Source organism: Kocuria turfanensis, assembly GCF_001580365.1.
Classification (GTDB): Bacteria; Actinomycetota; Actinomycetes; order Actinomycetales; family Micrococcaceae; genus Kocuria; species Kocuria turfanensis.
The window spans coordinates 1,944,446-1,960,221 of record NZ_CP014480.1 but is presented as its reverse complement, the minus strand read 5'-3'; the positions used below and the strand labels follow the sequence as shown (position 1 = coordinate 1,960,221).

At 72.5% G+C, this 15,776-nt stretch carries 15 protein-coding genes; 9 read left to right on the top strand and 6 right to left on the bottom strand.

Annotation, left to right across the window (positions count from 1 at the left end):
* Positions 1-19: 19 nt before the first annotated feature.
* The 3 genes from AYX06_RS09040 to AYX06_RS09030 form a co-directional block, all read right to left on the bottom strand.
* Positions 20-1,072, bottom strand: a complete 1,053-nt coding sequence (locus AYX06_RS09040; RefSeq protein ID WP_062735493.1) for an alcohol dehydrogenase catalytic domain-containing protein — start codon at positions 1,070-1,072, stop codon at positions 20-22.
* 82 nt (positions 1,073-1,154) lie between these two features.
* Positions 1,155-2,132: a hypothetical protein gene (locus AYX06_RS09035; RefSeq protein ID WP_062735492.1), complete on the bottom strand. Its 978-nt coding sequence runs from the start codon at positions 2,130-2,132 to the stop codon at positions 1,155-1,157.
* Positions 2,133-2,195: 63 nt separating this feature from the next.
* A complete protein-coding gene (locus AYX06_RS09030; protein ID WP_062735491.1) occupies positions 2,196-2,810 on the bottom strand; it encodes a PadR family transcriptional regulator in 615 nt (204 codons plus the stop codon).
* Positions 2,811-2,984: 174 nt separating this feature from the next.
* Between AYX06_RS09030 and AYX06_RS09025 the strand changes: the two genes are divergently transcribed.
* The 3 genes from AYX06_RS09025 to AYX06_RS09015 are packed head-to-tail and all read left to right on the top strand — an operon-like array spanning position 2,985 to position 6,468.
* Entirely contained in the window at positions 2,985-4,100 is a 1,116-nt protein-coding gene (locus AYX06_RS09025; RefSeq protein WP_062735490.1) for an aromatic ring-hydroxylating dioxygenase subunit alpha, read from the top strand.
* Positions 4,101-4,115: 15 nt separating this feature from the next.
* On the top strand, positions 4,116-5,120 hold the full coding sequence (locus AYX06_RS09020; protein ID WP_062735489.1) for a PDR/VanB family oxidoreductase: 1,005 nt from the start codon (positions 4,116-4,118) through the stop codon (positions 5,118-5,120).
* Positions 5,121-5,130: 10 nt separating this feature from the next.
* A complete protein-coding gene (locus AYX06_RS09015) occupies positions 5,131-6,468 on the top strand; it encodes an MFS transporter (RefSeq protein ID WP_062735488.1) in 1,338 nt (445 codons plus the stop codon).
* Between the two features lie 154 nt (positions 6,469-6,622).
* On the opposite strand, the gene AYX06_RS09010 is transcribed toward AYX06_RS09015, so the two are convergent.
* Both AYX06_RS09010 and AYX06_RS09005 read right to left on the bottom strand, forming a co-directional pair.
* On the bottom strand, positions 6,623-6,850 hold the full coding sequence (locus AYX06_RS09010) for a sulfurtransferase TusA family protein (RefSeq protein ID WP_017833997.1): 228 nt from the start codon (positions 6,848-6,850) through the stop codon (positions 6,623-6,625).
* A gap of 35 nt (positions 6,851-6,885) precedes the next feature.
* Positions 6,886-7,938, bottom strand: a complete 1,053-nt coding sequence (locus AYX06_RS09005) for a YeeE/YedE family protein (protein WP_062735487.1) — start codon at positions 7,936-7,938, stop codon at positions 6,886-6,888.
* A 142-nt stretch (positions 7,939-8,080) separates the two neighbouring features.
* On the opposite strand from AYX06_RS09005, the gene AYX06_RS09000 reads away from it, so the two are divergent.
* On the top strand, positions 8,081-8,578 hold the full coding sequence (locus tag AYX06_RS09000) for a DUF427 domain-containing protein (RefSeq protein ID WP_062735486.1): 498 nt from the start codon (positions 8,081-8,083) through the stop codon (positions 8,576-8,578).
* Between the two features lie 136 nt (positions 8,579-8,714).
* Positions 8,715-10,148 (top strand): gamma-aminobutyraldehyde dehydrogenase, encoded by a 1,434-nt coding sequence (locus AYX06_RS08995; protein WP_062735485.1) that lies wholly within the window; start codon positions 8,715-8,717, stop codon positions 10,146-10,148.
* A gap of 14 nt (positions 10,149-10,162) precedes the next feature.
* On the opposite strand, the gene AYX06_RS08990 is transcribed toward AYX06_RS08995, so the two are convergent.
* Positions 10,163-10,828: a TetR/AcrR family transcriptional regulator gene (locus AYX06_RS08990; protein WP_062735484.1), complete on the bottom strand. Its 666-nt coding sequence runs from the start codon at positions 10,826-10,828 to the stop codon at positions 10,163-10,165.
* Positions 10,829-10,989: 161 nt separating this feature from the next.
* On the opposite strand from AYX06_RS08990, the gene AYX06_RS08985 reads away from it, so the two are divergent.
* The 4 genes from AYX06_RS08985 to AYX06_RS08970 all read left to right on the top strand — a co-directional run bounded on the left by AYX06_RS08985 (position 10,990) and on the right by AYX06_RS08970 (position 15,687).
* Entirely contained in the window at positions 10,990-11,721 is a 732-nt protein-coding gene (locus tag AYX06_RS08985; RefSeq protein ID WP_062735483.1) for a DsbA family protein, read from the top strand.
* Between the two features lie 113 nt (positions 11,722-11,834).
* Entirely contained in the window at positions 11,835-13,271 is a 1,437-nt protein-coding gene (locus AYX06_RS08980; RefSeq protein WP_186815598.1) for a flavin monoamine oxidase family protein, read from the top strand.
* A complete protein-coding gene (locus AYX06_RS08975) occupies positions 13,268-14,164 on the top strand; it encodes a universal stress protein (RefSeq protein WP_062735481.1) in 897 nt (298 codons plus the stop codon). The genes AYX06_RS08980 and AYX06_RS08975 overlap by 4 nt, the downstream gene beginning before the upstream one ends.
* Positions 14,161-15,687 (top strand): APC family permease, encoded by a 1,527-nt coding sequence (locus AYX06_RS08970; RefSeq protein ID WP_062735480.1) that lies wholly within the window; start codon positions 14,161-14,163, stop codon positions 15,685-15,687. Before AYX06_RS08975 ends, AYX06_RS08970 begins: the two co-directional genes overlap by 4 nt.
* Positions 15,688-15,776 lie beyond the last annotated feature (89 nt).

The following is a 15,776-nucleotide window of genomic DNA, read 5'->3' as shown; positions in this document are numbered from 1 at the left end:
GCCACACGCTAGCAACCGCTCAGTCGGCGCGGATGACGACCTTCACCGCCCGGTGCTGCGCGGCGTTGCCGAACAGGTCGTAGGCCTCCTCCATCTGGGACATCGTGAAGCGGTGCGTGGCCATCGCCTTCGCGTCGAGCCGGCCGGAGCGGACCATGTTGAGCAGGTTGCCCACGGTGCGGCAGTCGACGAGGCCCGTGGTGATCCGGACGTTGGAGATCCACAGCCGGTCCAGCGGCAGCTCGACCGGCCTGCCGTGCACCCCGGCGTTGGCCACGGTCCCGTAGGGCCGCACGACGTCCAGGCAGGTCCGGAACGTCTGCGGGATCCCGACGGCCTCGATGGCCACGTCCACGCCGAGCCCGTCCGGGGACAGGGCCCTGATCCGTTCGACGGCGTCCGGGTCCCCCGCGTTGACCTTGTCGGTGGCGCCGAGCTCGAGCGCCTTGTCCATCCGGTTCTCGTCGAGGTCCACGGTGATCACCCGCCCCGCGCCGCAGAGGTTGGCGGTCATCACCGCGCCCAGGCCCACCGGGCCCGCCCCGACGATCGCGACCGTGTCACCGGGCTTCGTGCTGCCGTTGAGGATTCCGATCTCGAAGCCCGTGGGCAGGGCGTCGGTGAGGAACAGGACGTCCTCGTCGTCGAGGCCCTCCGGGACCTTGTGCACGGAGGTCTCCGCGAACGGGACGCGGACGTACTCGGCCTGCGTGCCGTCGATGAGGTGGCCGAAGACCCAGCCCACGCCCCCGAGCGTCCGGCAGTGGGACGGCTGGTTGTTCTTGCAGTAGGAGCACTTCCCGCAGTTGGTGATGGCGGGGATGATGATCCGGTCGCCGGCCGCCAGGCCGGTCACGGCGCCGCCGACCTCGGTGATCGTGCCGATCGCCTCGTGGCCCAGGATCCGGCCGTCGGTCACCGCCGGGACGTCGCCCTTGAGGATGTGCAGGTCGGTGCCGCAGATGGTCGTCGTGTCGACCTTCGCGATCACGTCGGTCGGGTCCTGGATCGTGGGGGCCGGGACGTCCTCCCACGCCCTGTGCCCCGGTCCGTGGTAGACGAGCGCCTTCATGGGGTCCTCCTCGATCGGCGGACCGGCGGGCTGCCCGTCCGCTCTCCTCATCGTAGGCAGGAGCTCCCCGGGGGCCGAGGGGTCACTGATATGAGACGAACCAGGGCCGCGGCTCGATCGCGAACGTCTGCTCCGGGGTGAAGGTGGGGGTGTCCTCGTCGTAGAAGTTCTTCCACGCCATCCGGATCCCCGGGGGCAGGCCCTGCTGCAGCCGCTCCCACGTCCCCATCTTCAGTTCCGGCGTGCCGTGGCCGTCGGCGTGCAGCACGAGCGCGAGCTCCGGGCGCGAGGCGTCCACCAGGTGCCGGTCCGGAATCATCGACTCCGCGAACTGGTGCAGCAGCACCACCTTCTGCGGCAGCCCGTGGCGGGCGGTGAGGTCGGCCAGCCACGCCGTCGTCGCGTTGATCTCGGCCGCGTCCACCGAGCCGATCTGCGCCAGGTGCACCTGCCCGGGCGCGAGCCGCCACTCCGGGTCCAGGGCCAGTCCCACGTTGGGCAGGCGCAGCAGCTCCTCGTACTGCTGCGCCTGGCTCAGGAAGTCCTGGTGGCCGGGCTGCAGGTCGAGCACCACGTAGACGTCGTGCTCCGCCGCGGCCTCCACGTAGGGGCGCAGGTCCTCCACGGTGGACTCCCGCGAGTAGTCCCCGTCCTCGCCGGGCTCCGCCGAGGCCGTGGTCGCGATGATCTCGAACGCCGGGACCACCGGCTCCTCGCTGAAGGGCTCGTACTGCGCGGCCAGTTCCTTCGCCCGGAGCGCGGACTCCTCGGGGCCCTGCTCGCCGAGCGCCCCCAGGGCGGGGGTGCCGGGCTGCCCGTAGAGGGCCACCATCCGGCGCCCGGGGAACACCTCGGTGCCCCCGCCGATCAGCTCGGCGGGCTCCTCGGGGGTGGCGGTGGGAGTGGGGGACGGCGTCGGGGAGGGGGCGGACGACGACGAGCTCCCGTCCGCCGCGGGCGTGGCCGCCGCCCCTGGGCCGGTGTCCTGGGCGCAGCCCGCCAGGAGCAGCCCGGCGCACAGGACGGGGGTGAGCAGGCGGGACAGCGGCGCGCGGGTCATGACGGGTCCTTCGGCCGGAGACGGGACTGCGGCCAGCCTACGCACCCGCGGCCGGGGCCGCCGTCAGGACGTCTCCCGCGCGCCGGGCCCGTCCAGCTCGCCCAGTTCCGCCAGCAGGCGCAGGCCGCGCTCGGCCCACGCGATCTCCTGCTCGGCGCGGGCCACCTGCCCCTCGTAGGCGAAGACCTTGAACCGGGTGATCCGCTCCCACTGGTCCTCCGGGTTGGCCGCCAGACGCCGGGCGAGCGTGGGGTTCGTGCGGTCCTCGAGCGCCCGGATCTGCTCGAGGGCCTGCGCGCGCTGCTGCCGGTAGTGCTCGATGTGCGCGCGCAGCTGCGCGGCCGCCGCCCCGGGGGAGGCCCATTCGAAGTAGGCGGCCTTGAGCTGGGCGGGATCGCGTTCCCGGACGTAGTCCAGCGGGGTGTCCTGCCACTCCCGCAGGGCGCGCTCCCCCTCGGGGGTGATCGTGTACTCGGTCTTGGTGGCCCCGCGGGATCCCCAGGGGACCGGCCGGCTCGAGAGCAGCCCCTCCGCGTGCATCTTCCGCAGCTCCGGGTAGATCTGCGAGTCGGGGGCGTGCCAGACGTGGCCCACCGAGGTCCTGAACTGCTTGACCACGTCGTAGCCCGTCAGCGGGCCGGAGGAGAGCAGCGCCAGCAGGGCCGAACGGAGGCTCACGGGTGGCTCCTTCCGGGAAGCGGTGGATCGTCCCCCCGAGCCTAGTCCGATCGGCGGGCCGTGACCCTTGTCAACAACTATCTGCATAGCTAATCTGTGTTCCACGCCACAAACTATCTATGCATGTAGTTATTTGTTCGTGCTCATCCCGACCGCCCAGCAGAGGACCGCACCATGACCGTCACCGCCACGCGGACCACCACGACCGCCAAGCTCCTGTCCCATCCGCTCAACGCCTGGTACGTGGCCGGATGGGACCACGAGATCACCGGCAAGGGGATCCTCTCCCGCACCGTCGCGGGCCGGCCCCTGGCCCTGTACCGGACCCAGGACGGCCGCGCCGTCGCGCTCGCCGACGCCTGCTGGCACCGCCTGGCTCCGCTGTCCCAGGGCAAGCTGGTGGGCCGGGACGAGATCCAGTGCCCGTACCACGGGCTGCGCTACAACGCCGCCGGACGCTGCACCGCGATGCCGGCGCAGGAGACGCTCAACCCCTCCGCGACGGTGCCGTCCTTCCCGGTGCTGGAGCGCTACCGGTTCGTGTGGGTGTGGCTCGGCGACCCCACCCTGGCCGACCCCACGCTCGTGCCGGACATGCACCAGATGGACAGCCCGGAGTGGGCCGGCGACGGGGAGACCATCCATGCACCCTGCAACTACCAGCTCGTCCTCGACAACCTCATGGACCTCACCCACGAGGAGTTCGTGCACTCCTCCAGCATCGGCCAGGAGGAGCTCTCCGAGGCGGAGTTCGAGACCACCCACGACGAGCGCTCCGTGACCGTGACGCGCTGGATGCGCAACATCGACGCCCCGCCCTTCTGGCGGAAGAACATGCGGGACCGGTTTCCCGGTTTCGAGGGGAAGGTGGACCGCTGGCAGATCATCCACTACTACTTCCCCTCCACCATCTGCATCGACGTCGGCGTGGCCGAGGCCGGCACCGGCGCGCCCGAGGGCGACCGCTCCCGCGGGGTCAACGGCTACGTGATGAACACGATCACCCCGGAGACGGGCCGCTCCAGCCACTACTTCTGGGCGTTCATGCGCAACTACCGCCTGGACAGCCAGCTCATCACCACGCAGCTGCGCCAGGGCGTGCACGGGGTGTTCGGCGAGGACGAGGCCATGCTGCAGGCCCAGCAGGCGGCCATCGACGCCAACCCGGAGCACGAGTTCTACAACCTCAACATCGACATGGGCGGGATGTGGGTGCGCCGTCTCCTCGAGCGGGCGCTCCAGGCCGAGGGCCGCGCCGCGGCCGTCCCGACCGCCGCCTCCGGCGCCTGAGCGGACGGAACGGTCATGGCTGACTCCCACCACCAGGTCTGGCAGCGCGCGGTCGTCGTCACGGTCGAGGAGATCGCCACGGGCATCCGGCGCATCGTCCTGCGCCCCGAACTGCCCCGTCCCACGAGGCCCGGGGAGCACGTGGACGTCCGCGTCCTCGTCGACGGGGCGCCCGTCGTGCGCTCCTACTCCGTGGTGGACGCCGCCGCCGACGGGTCCGAACTGGCGCTCAGCGTCTTCCGCACCCCGGCCTCCCGCGGCGGGTCCGTGTTCATGCACTCGATCGGGGCCGGGCAGACCCTCGAGATCACCCAGCCGCTGCAGAACTTCCCCCTGCGCATCGGCGCGCCCTCCTACGTCCTGCTCGCCGGGGGCATCGGCATCACCGCGGTCGCCGGGATGGCGGCGCTGCTGCGCCGTCTCGGGGCGGACTACCGCCTCGTCTACGCCGGCCGCTCCCGCCCCGCCATGGCCTACCTGGAGGAGCTGGCCGCCCTGCACGGCGACCGGCTGCAGGCACACGTGGACGACGAGGGCGGAGCCCTCGACGTGGACGGCCTCGTGGCCGGGGTGCCCGAGGGCGCGGAGCTCTACATGTGCGGGCCCATCCGGCTCATGGACGCGGTGCGCCGCGCCTGGGCCGAGCGCGGACTCGACCGGACCGGCCTGCGCTACGAGACCTTCGGCAACAGCGGCTGGTTCGAGGCCCAGCCCTTCCTCGTGCGCATCCCGCGCCTGGGCGTCGAGGCCGTCGTCGGCTCCGACGAGTCCATGCTCGAGGCCCTGGAGAGGGAGGGCGTGGACATGATGTCCGACTGCCGCAAGGGCGAGTGCGGGCTGTGCCAGGTCAAGGTCCTCGACCGGGCCGCGCGGATCGACCACCGCGACGTGTTCTACTCGGACCGGCAGAAGGAGCCCGGCACCGCCATGTGCTGCTGCGTCTCCCGCGCCGTGCCGGCCGCCCCCGTGACCACCTCCGACGAGCGCCCGAGCGCCGTCCTCACCATCGACGTCCCCTGAGAGGCCCGCCATGGACATCCGACACCAGATCGACGCATCGAAGATGTCGTCCTACCAGTGGCTCATCATCGCGGTGGCCACGTTCCTCAACGCCCTCGACGGCTACGACGTCCTCGCGATGGCCTTCACGGCCACGTCCGTGACCGAGGAGTTCGGCCTCTCCGGCGCCCAGCTGGGCTGGCTGCTCAGCGCCGGCCTCATCGGCATGGCCGTGGGCTCGCTCGTCCTCGGCCCGTTCGCGGACCGGTACGGCCGGCGCACGATCCTCGTCGTGGCGCTGGCCGTCAACGCCCTGGGACTGTTCCTGTCCACCACCGCGGACTCCGCGACGGCGCTCGGGGCCTGGCGCGTGGTCACCGGCCTGGGGGTGGGCGGCATCCTCGCCTCGGCCACGGTCCTCACCAGCGAGTACGCCAGCGCCCGGCGCCGCGGCATGGCCGTGAGCATCTTCACCGCGGGCTACGGCGTGGGCGCCACGCTCGGAGGCATGGGCGCGACCCAGCTGATCCCCGCCTTCGGCTGGCGCTCCGTGTTCCTCACCGGCGGCCTCCTCACGCTGGTGGCGATCGGGCTCGTGCTCGCCCTGATGCCCGAGTCGGTCGACTACCTCCGCACCCGGCGCCCGGCCGGCGCCCTGCCGAAGCTGCAGCGCATCGCCCGGCGGATCCGGCTCTCCGGCGAGGTGGAGCTCGGCCCCGCCCCGGTCGCCACCGGCCGACGGCAGGGCGCCGTGGCCACGCTGCTGAGCCCGCGCTATCGCACCGCCAGCCTCCTGCTGTGGATCTCCTTCTTCGTCATCATGTTCGGCTTCTACTTCGCGAACTCCTGGACGCCCCGCCTGCTGGTGGAGTCCGGGATGACCGAGCAGCAGGGCATCGTCGGCGGGCTCATGCTCACCATGGGCGGCACCTTCGGCTCCCTGCTGTACGGCGTGCTCACGACCCGCTGGGAGGCGCGGGCCACGCTCATGGTCTTCACGGTCCTCTCGGCGCTCACCCTCGTCGTGTTCATCACGACCACCTCCGTGCCGCTGCTCGCCTTCGCGAGCGGGGTGCTGGTGGGGATGCTCATCAACGGCTGCATCGCCGGGCTGTACACGGTCGCGCCGCAGACCTACGAGCCCGGGATCCGGACCACCGGCGTGGGCTGGGGGATCGGCGTGGGCCGGGCCGGGGCGATCCTCGCCCCCATCGCGGTGGGCGCGCTGCTCGACGCCGGGTGGAGCCCGACCGCCCTGTACGTGGGCGTGGCCGCGGTCGTGGTCCTGGCGGCTCTCGCGCTGCTGCGGCTGCGCCCCTTCGAGGAGGCCGGCGCGACCGCTCCGGAGCGCGCCCCGGCGGTGCGGTGAGCCGAGGCCGGCGGGCGGCCCCGCCGGCTGCCGTCCGGGGTCGTGGGCCGGGCGGCGCCGGGCCGCTCCCCGGCGGCGACGACGGACCCCCGCGACCGATCAGCTCGGTCGCGGGGGTCCGTCGTCGGGGCCCGGGGCGTGCGGTGCCCGGGGCTCAGGCCTTCTGCACGGTGATCGACCACTCGGCCGCGCCGCGCTTGGAGAACTGCGTGACGGGGTAGCCGTTCTCGGCCGCCCAGCGCGGGATGGCCTCGGTGCCCTGCGTGCAGTCGAAGTTGATGACGAGCTCGTCGCCGGCGGGCATCTCGGCCATCGCGGCCTTCGCCTCGACGACGGGGAACGGGCAGACGAGACCGTCGGTCTCGAGGATGTGCTGTGCCATGAGGAGTGCCTCCTGGGGGTCGGGGTGGGTGGGGGTCAGACGCCGGCCGGGACGCGGCCCGGGGCGGCGGACTTCTTGCGGGGGGCGATGAAGATCTTGGCGGCGGCCCCGGTGCCGAGGATCATGGCGCCCAGGCCGATCCAGCCCTGCCACGAGAACATCGAGGTCTCGACGAGCCCGTTGCCGATGGTGCAGCCGCCGGCCCAGGCCGCGCCGATGCCCATCAGGGCGCCGCCGGCGATGGACCGGACGATCGTCTGCGCGTCGGGGACGCGGATCTTGAACTCGCCGGATCCCTTGGCCGCGATGAACGACCCGACCAGGATGCCGACCACCAGCAGCACGCCCCAGTCGACCATCTCGAGGTCACCGGTGGTGAGGTAGTTGGCGATGTTGGCCGAGGGGCCCGTGATGCCCAGGCCGAACTCGCGGCCGGTGGCCCAGCTGGCGGGCCAGGCGGCGAGCGCGATGAGGCCGATCACCACGGCGGTCGCGAACGGGTTCCAGGCCTTCTCGAACAGCAGGTGGTTGAGGCCCGTCCGCTCCGGCGGAAGGGTGGCGACCTTCATCCGGGGCTTGGTGAGGTGGTGGCGTGCCCAGAGAGCCGCGACCGCGACCAGCAGGGCGACCAGGATCCACGGGGAGACGTGCAGGGTCTCGTGGATCGTGCCGTGCTCGGTCGTGATCCCGCGCAGCGCCTGCGTGGTCCCGGCGAGCGGGCCGTACTTGGAGATCGCCGCGAACAGGGCGTAGAAGAGCAGGGCGAACCAGGAGCCGACGAGGCCCTCGCCCGCTCGGTAGTAGGTGCCGGTGGCGCAGCCGCCGGCGAGGACGATGCCGAAGCCGAAGACGAAGCCGCCGACGATCGTGGCCAGCCACGCGAAGCCGGTGGAGGAGAGGGTGATCACGCCGAGGGCGTCGAGCACCCACACTCCGACCGACTGGACCGCGATGGCCACGAACAGGGCGGACAGCCACCACGTGTTCTTCGCGATCCAGACGTCGCGGAACGCGCCGGTGACGCAGAAACGGCCGCGCTGGAGGACGAACCCGAGGGCGGCGCCGATGAGGAGACCTGAGATAAGCACCCGAAGATCATATTATTTCCGCGGCAAGCATTTCCAGGGTGCCGTCACGCGCCGTAGCATAGTGATGCATCCCTCAGCACATTGTGACGTCCCGTGGCCGGCCGGTGGGCCGTGACGGGCGGGGCGTCCGGACGGAGCGCGCATGAGCAGACCACGGCCCCGGACCCCGGGTCCCGGCCAGGAGTCCGTGTGGGACTACCCGCGCCCGCCCCGGGTCGAGCCCACCCCGGAGCGGGTCGAGGTCTGGCTGGGCGGGACCTGCATCGCCGCCACCACGGCCGCCCTCCGGGTGCTGGAGACCAGCCACCCGCCGGCCTACTACCTGCCCCGCGCGGCCTTCGCCGAGGGCAGCCTCCGCCCCTGCGAGGGGGCCTCGTGGTGCGAGTGGAAGGGCGCGGCGGCCTGGTTCGACGTGCAGGGCGGGCGGCGGAGCGCCCCGCGCGCCGCGTGGACCTATCCCGATCCGGCGCCCGGCTTCGGGTCCCTGCGGGGGCACGTGGCGGTGCTGCCCGGGGCGATGGGCCGGTGCCTGGTCGACGGGGAGCGGGTGGTCCCGCAGGAGGGCGGGTTCTACGGCGGCTGGATCACCTCCCGGGTGATCGGCCCGTTCAAGGGCGGCCCGGGCAGCCGGGGGTGGTGAGCCCGCACCGGGGGGACTTCTGCCCGCCGCAGCGGCGCTAGAGTTGTGCTGCCGGTCACTCCGGAGCCTACTAAAATGAAACCCGATCATTTAGAGTGGGCGGCACCGTGTTCCCGCCCGCAGAGGAGACCCCACCATGAGCGACGTCCTGCAGAACTACGTCGACGGCGCCTTCGTCGACGCCCACGGCACCGGCCGGATCGACGTGGTCGACCCGGCCACCGGGAAGACGGTGGCCGTCTCCCCGGTCTCCGACGCCACGGACGTGGACCAGGCCTTCGCCGCCGCCAAGAAGGCCTTCCGGACCTGGAAGCGCACCACCCCGAGCGAGCGCCAGCTCATGCTGCTCCGGCTCGCGGACGCGCTCGAGGCGCACAGCTCCGAGCTCGTCGACGCCCAGCACCGCAACACCGGCCAGCCCCGCCAGATGATCGCGGACGAGGAGGTCGCCGCCGGCGCCGACAACCTGCGCTTCTTCGCCGGCGCGGCCCGCACCCTCGAGGGCAAGGCCGCCGCGGAGTACATGGGCGAGCACACCTCCTACGTGCGGCGCGAGCCGGTCGGCGTCGTCGCGCAGGTCACCCCCTGGAACTACCCGCTGCTCATGGCGATCTGGAAGCTCGGCCCCGCGCTGGCCGCGGGCAACACCGTGGTCCTCAAGCCCTCGGACACCACGCCCGAGTCCACCCTCGTGCTGGCCCGGCTCATCGACGGCATCTTCCCCGCCGGCGTGGTGAACATCCTCCTGGGGGACGGCTCCACGGGGGCGCTCATGACCGCCCACCGCACGCCCTCCATGGTCTCCATCACCGGCTCCGTGCGCGCCGGCCGCGCGGTGGCCCTGGCCGCGGCGCAGAACCTCACCCGCGGCCACCTCGAGCTGGGCGGCAAGGCGCCCGCCGTCGTGTTCGCGGACGCCGACCTGCCCGCCGCCGCCAGGGCCCTCGTCGAGTTCGGCACCTTCAACGCCGGCCAGGACTGCACCGCGGTGACCCGCATCCTGGTCCAGGACAGCGCCCACGACGAGTTCGTGCGGCTGCTGGCCGCGGCCGCCCGGGACATCGTGACCGGGGACCCGGACGAGTCCAAGAACTTCTACGGCCCGCTCAACAACGTCCGGCACTTCGAGGACGTCTGCCGCAAGCTCGCCGACCTGCCCGGGCACGCGACCGTGGTCACCGGCGGGAAGCCGGTCGAGGGAGCCCCCGGCTACTTCTTCGAGCCCACCGTGGTGACCGGGGTCCACCAGGACGACGCCCTCGTGCAGGAGGAGACCTTCGGCCCGGTGCTCACCGTGCAGCCCTTCAGCACGGAGGAAGAGGCGCTCGAGCTCGCCAACGACGTGGACTACGCGCTGGCCTCGAGCGTGTGGACCACCGACCACGGCACGGCCATGCGGGTCTCCCGCGACCTCGAGTTCGGCTGCGTGTGGGTCAACACCCACGTCATGCTGACCTCCGAGATGCCGCACGGCGGGTTCAAGAACTCCGGCTACGGCAAGGACCTCTCCCTCTACTCGGTCGAGGAGTACACCCAGGTCAAGCACGTCATGCACGCCCTGGACGTCTGAGCGGGCCGGGCGGGTCAGTCCCGCCCGGCCGCCAGGCGCAGGCGCAGGCCGTCCAGCATGGCGCGCAGGGCCACGTCGAACGCCTCGTCGGCCGCCGCCGCCGCGTCCGCGGGGCGGGCCCGCACGGCGTCGGCGAACACCGGGGCCAGGTCCGAGCGCTCCCCGGGGTCGAAGATGTCGGCCGGCGCGGTGGCGTCGTAGGCGGCGCCGAAGACCAGGGACTCGACCGAGACGATCACGTCGGCGATGTCGCCGCGCGCCCAGCCGGCGTCCGCGAGCCCCCGGGCCACGGCCTCGTACATCTCCAGGGTGTGCGGGGAGTCCGCCACCGGCAGCACGGCCATGATCGGGATCATCGCCGTGTGCTGGGCGTAGCAGTCCCGGTAGGACCGTGCCCAGCGCTCGAGGGCCCCGTCCCACGGGAGGCTGCCGAAGCCGGAGCGGTCGATGCCCTGGTTGATCCGGTCCTGGACGCGGATCAGCACGTCGCGCTTCGAGGACGTGTGGTTGTACAGCGCCGAGGTGGAGACCTTCAGCTCGCGGGCGAGCTCCGTCATGGTGAGGTGCTGGTAGCCCCGGGTGGCCACGATCTTGATGGCGGCGCTGGTGATCCGCTCCTCGGAGAGCACCGGCTGGCTCGGGCGCCCGCGGCGCCGAGGAGGGGTTCGGGCGGGAGCCATGGGCGGTGTCCTCCTGGAGTCGGTGCTGCGGGTCCCGGTGCCGCCGGGGGCGGCCGCCGGGGGCGGGCGGTCAGGTCGAGTCTAGGTCGGCGGCCGGGCGGCCGTGTCCGCGGCCGCCCGGATCCTTGACCGCCGCCCGGGGCGGTCCTAGCGTGTGGACGATGACGGACGCCGACCTGCACTTCTACTTCGACCCCACCTGCCCGTTCGCCTGGCTGACCAGCAAGTGGGTCCGCACGGTCGCAGCCCGGAGGGACCACCGGGTGGACTGGCGGTTCATCTCCCTGCGCCTGCTCAACGAGCACGTGGACTACGACGCGTGGTTCCCGCCCGAGTACGAGGCCGGCCACACGGCCGGCCTGCACCTGCTGCGGGTGGCCGCCCGCACCCGCGCCGAGCACGGCCGCGAGGCCGTGGGGCGGCTGTACGAGGCCCTCGGGGCGCACACCTTCGACGCCGACCCGGTGCCCGACCCCGGGACGCCCGGGAAGGACCGCCGCGCCACACCGGCCTTCCTCGAGCCGGTCCTGGAGGCCGCCGGGCTCCCGGCCGCACTGGCCGCCGCCCTCGACGACGAGTCCCTGGACGCGGTGGTCCGGGCCGAGACCGAGGAGGCGCTGACCCTGACGGGCCGGGACGTGGGCACGCCGATCATCCACTTCGGCCCCCCGGAGGGCGTGGCCTTCTTCGGCCCGGTCATCAGCCGGCTCCCGGGGGAGGACGAGGCCCTCGAGCTGTGGGACCACGTGGTGGCGCTCGCCCGCTTCCCCGGCTTCGCCGAGCTCAAGCGCAGCCTCCGGGAGCAGCCGCAGCTGCGGGGACTCGGAGCCGCCCCGGACCGCCCCGGGGCCGAGGAGGACTGGCACGCCGGGAGCCGGCGGACCAAGAAGTAGCGTTCCCGCAGCGGGGCGGACCCGCTGTGTGAATTTCTTGTTGCGGCTCTTGACGGGTCCCGGTGCGCTCCCGCTTAATGAATCAAGTTCATTTTAGTGTGAAGGAGAACACCGTGACCGATCAACGCACCCTGGGCAGCGAGACCGCGATCGAGCGCGACGTCGTCGTCGTGGGAGCCGGTCCCGCGGGGCTGATGGCCGCCCGCGCGCTCGTGGCCGCCGGGCGCACCGTGGCCGTCCTGGAGGCCCGCGACCGCGTGGGCGGGCGCACCTGGTCGCAGACCGTCGAGGGCGCCTTCCTCGAGCTCGGCGGGCAGTGGATCTCCCCGGACCAGACCGAGCTGCTCGCCCTCGTCGACGAGCTCGGCCTGGGCACCTACCAGCGCTACCGCGAGGGCGAGTCCGTCTATCTCGCCCCCGACGGCGCCCGCCACACCTACACCGGGTCGATGTTCCCCGCCGGGGAGTCCACGATCGCCGAGATGGAGCGGCTCGTCGGGATCCTCGACGGGCTGGTCGAGCAGATCGGCGTGGCGCAGCCGTGGGCGCACCCGCTGGCCCGGGAGCTGGACACGATCTCCTTCTCCTCCTGGCTGCGGCAGCAGTCCTCGGACGAGGCCGCCTGCGACAACATCGGCATCTTCGTGGCCGGCGGGATGCTCACCAAGCCGGCGCACGCGTTCTCCGCGCTGCAGGCCGTGCTGATGGCCGCCTCCGCCGGGTCCTTCTCCCACCTCGTGGACGAGGACTTCATCCTGGACCGCCGCGTGGTCGGCGGCATGCAGTCCGTCTCCGAGACCATGGCCGCCGAGCTCGGGGAGGACGTCGTGTTCCTGAACACCCCGGTGCGGACCATCCGCTGGGCCGGCGAGGGGCAGACCTACGCCGAGCACGTGCCCGGGACCCCCGTGACCGTCTGGTCCGACCGGCTCACCGTGGTCGCCCGCGACGTGGTCGTGGCCGTCCCGCCGAACCTCTACTCCCGGATCTCCTTCGAGCCGCCCCTGCCGCGGCTGCAGCACCAGATGCACCAGCACCAGTCCCTGGGCCTGGTGATCAAGGTGCACGCGGTGTACGAGACGCCGTTCTGGCGGGCCCAGGGCCTCTCCGGCACCGGCTTCGGCGCCCACGAGCTGTGCCAGGAGGTCTACGACAACACCAACCACGAGGACCCGCGGGGCACCCTGGTGGGCTTCGTCTCCGACGAGAAGGCCGACGCGGTCCTCGCCCTGCCCGCCGAGGAGCGCCGCCGGCTGATCCTCGAGTCCCTCGCCCGCTACCTCGGCGAGGAGGCGCTGGAGCCGGTGGTCTACTACGAGTCCGACTTCGGCTCCGAGGAGTGGACCCGCGGCGCCTACGCCGCCAGCTACGACCTCGGCGGGCTGCACCGCTACGGCGCGCACCAGGCCACCCCGGTGGGCCCGATCCGCTGGGCCTGCTCCGACCTCGCCGCCGAGGGCTACCAGCACGTCGACGGGGCCCTGCGCCAGGGCCGCGCCGCGGCGGACGGGATCCTCCGCGCCGGCGCGCTGACGGGAGCGGGGCGATGACCACCGCCGGGGTGCCGCGCTACGTCATCGGCTGCAGCGGCGACCGCCGCAGCCGCGACGCCGTGCGGCTGGGCGCCGCGCTCGCCCGCGACGTGGGCGCCGAGCTGGAGATCGTCCTCGTGCTGCGCACGGACGACCCGTACCAGCAGGTCTACCCGCCGGTGGGCGACATCTCGCCGGTGCTCCACCGGCAGGCCCACCAGTGGCTGCGCGAGGCCGCCGCGCTGGTGCCCGAGGAGGTCACGGCCCGCACCCACGTGCGCGAGGCCCGGTCCGTGCCGGCCGGACTGGTCGAGGCCGCCACCGAGTTCGGGGCCGCGATGATCGTGGTCGGCGCCGGCACGGGCGGCGGGCGCCTGACCCTGGGTTCCGTGGTGAACTCGCTGCTGCACAGCTCCCCGGTCCCGGTGGCCCTCGCCCCGCGCCGGTATCCCGGGGACGAGCCGATCACCCGGCTCTACGCCGCCGTGGGCACCCGCCCCGGTGCGCACCAGGTCATCCGGGAGGCGGTCGAGGCCGTCGAGCGCTCCGGCCTGGAGCTGGAGCTGCTCTCCTTCCTCGAGGGAGAGGCCGCGGACCCGGACGCCACCGAGCAGGCCCGCCGCCGCGTCGAGGAGCACCTGGAGGCCGCGGCGGCCGAGGCCCGCCGCACCCGGCCCGTGACCGTGCGGGTCGCCTCCGGGCGGACCCTCAAGAAGGCCGCCCAGGACGTCGACTGGGCCCCGGGCGGGATCCTGCTCATCGGCTCCTCCCGCCTGGCCCAGGGGCGGCAGACCTTCCTGGGCACCACCGCAGCCCGGCTGCTCAAGCACATCCCGGTGCCGATGGTCGTCGTGCCCCGGCCCCTCCCGGAGGATGCTCCGGACCAGACCGAGAAGGAGGCCGCGTCATGAGCACCGGCACCGCACCGCTCGCCCACGAGCGCAGCACCCGCCACGAGAAGGGGCTCAGCAAGGGCTCCGTGGGCCTCCTCGGCTCCGTGGTCATCGGCGTGTCCACCATCGCGCCCGCCTACACCCTCTCCGGCGCCCTCGGGCCCACCGCCGCCGCGGTGGGGACCCATCTCCCGGCGATCCTGCTGGTCGGCTTCGTGCCCATGCTCCTCGTGGCCGTCGGATACCGGCAGCTCAACCGGGCCATGCCCGACTCCGGCACCACCTTCACCTGGGTGTCGAAGGCCTTCGGCCCCTGGGTGGGGTGGATGGGCAGCTGGGGCCTCCTCGCCGCGACCATCCTCGTGCTGTCCAACCTGGCCGGCATCGCCGTGGACTTCTTCTACCTGGCCCTCGCCCAGATCACCGGCAACGACGCCATCGCGGAGCTCACCCGCAACGTGCCCGTCAACGTGGCCACCTGCCTGGCGTTCGTGGCGGCCGCGGCCTGGATCTCCTACCGCGGCATGGAAGCCACCAAGGTGGTGCAGTACGTCCTGGTCGTCTTCCAGCTGCTCGTCCTGCTGTGGTTCGCCGCCGCGGCCTTCGGCCACGTCGCCGGCGGCACGGCCTTCGAGGGCCTCGTCGTGCGCGCCGAGTGGTTCAACCCGTTCGGTGTGGAGACCTTCTCCGCGTTCGCCGCGGGGGTGTCCCTGTCCGTGTTCATCTACTGGGGCTGGGACGTGGTGCTCACCCTCAACGAGGAGAGCAAGGACTCCACCACCGGGCCCGGCCGCTCGGCCATCGCGACCATCCTCGTCATCGTCGCCCTCTACATGGCCGTCTCGCTCGCCGTGCTGTCCTACTCGGGGGTGGGGTCCGCCGAGCTCGGCCTGGGCAACGAGGACATCCAGGAGAACGTCTTCGCGGCGCTCGCCGGGCCGGTCATGGGGCCGTTCGCGATCCTGATGTCCCTCGCCGTGCTGTCCTCCTCGGCGGCGTCGCTGCAGTCCACGATGATCTCCCCGGCGCGCACCATGCTCGCCATGGGCCACTACGGCGCGCTCCCGGCGAAGTACGCCCGGATCACCTCCCGCTTCCAGTCCCCGGGCTACGCCACGATCGCGGCGGCCGTCATCGCCTCGGTGTTCTACGCCGTCATGCGCGTGGTCTCCGAGAACGTCCTGTGGGACACCATCACCACCCTGGGGATGATGGTGTGCTTCTACTACGGGGTCACCGCCCTGGCCTGCGTGTGGTACTTCCGCCGCGAGGCCTTCCGCACCTCGAAGGCGTTCCTGACCAAGTTCCTGGCCCCGCTTCTCGGCGGGATCCTGCTGCTGGTCTTCTTCGTCCAGACGTCCTACGACTCCATGGACCCGGAGTACGGTTCGGGGTCCTCGATCGGCGGGGTCGGCCTGGTGTTCATCCTCGGGGTGGGCATGCTCCTGCTCGGCATCGTCGTCATGCTCGTCCAGTACCGGCGCAACCCCGCCTTCTTCCGGGAGCGCTTCGAGACCACCGAGCTGCCCGTCCTCGACTGAGCCGACCGGCGGACGGCCCCGGGCGCGAGCTCGGGGCCGTCGGTCCGCCCCCCACGACTGCGACCCGATCCGCCCCCGACCCGGACCAC

Excerpts from the sequence above, each read along its gene's own strand:
- AYX06_RS09020 (WP_062735489.1), top strand. The coding sequence starts at position 4,116 with ATGGCTGACTCCCACCACCAGGTCTGGCAGCGCGCGGTCGTCGTCACG.
- AYX06_RS08985 (WP_062735483.1), top strand. The coding sequence starts at position 10,990 with ATGACGGACGCCGACCTGCACTTCTACTTCGACCCCACCTGCCCGTTC.
- AYX06_RS09010 (WP_017833997.1), bottom strand. The coding sequence starts at position 6,850 with ATGGCACAGCACATCCTCGAGACCGACGGTCTCGTCTGCCCGTTCCCC.
- AYX06_RS09025 (WP_062735490.1), top strand. The coding sequence starts at position 2,985 with ATGACCGTCACCGCCACGCGGACCACCACGACCGCCAAGCTCCTGTCC.
- AYX06_RS08970 (WP_062735480.1), top strand. The coding sequence starts at position 14,161 with ATGAGCACCGGCACCGCACCGCTCGCCCACGAGCGCAGCACCCGCCAC.
- AYX06_RS08990 (WP_062735484.1), bottom strand. The coding sequence starts at position 10,828 with ATGGCTCCCGCCCGAACCCCTCCTCGGCGCCGCGGGCGCCCGAGCCAG.
- AYX06_RS08975 (WP_062735481.1), top strand. The coding sequence starts at position 13,268 with ATGACCACCGCCGGGGTGCCGCGCTACGTCATCGGCTGCAGCGGCGAC.
- AYX06_RS09040 (WP_062735493.1), bottom strand. The coding sequence starts at position 1,072 with ATGAAGGCGCTCGTCTACCACGGACCGGGGCACAGGGCGTGGGAGGAC.
- AYX06_RS09000 (WP_062735486.1), top strand. The coding sequence starts at position 8,081 with ATGAGCAGACCACGGCCCCGGACCCCGGGTCCCGGCCAGGAGTCCGTG.
- AYX06_RS09035 (WP_062735492.1), bottom strand. The coding sequence starts at position 2,132 with ATGACCCGCGCGCCGCTGTCCCGCCTGCTCACCCCCGTCCTGTGCGCC.
- AYX06_RS09015 (WP_062735488.1), top strand. The coding sequence starts at position 5,131 with ATGGACATCCGACACCAGATCGACGCATCGAAGATGTCGTCCTACCAG.
- AYX06_RS08995 (WP_062735485.1), top strand. The coding sequence starts at position 8,715 with ATGAGCGACGTCCTGCAGAACTACGTCGACGGCGCCTTCGTCGACGCC.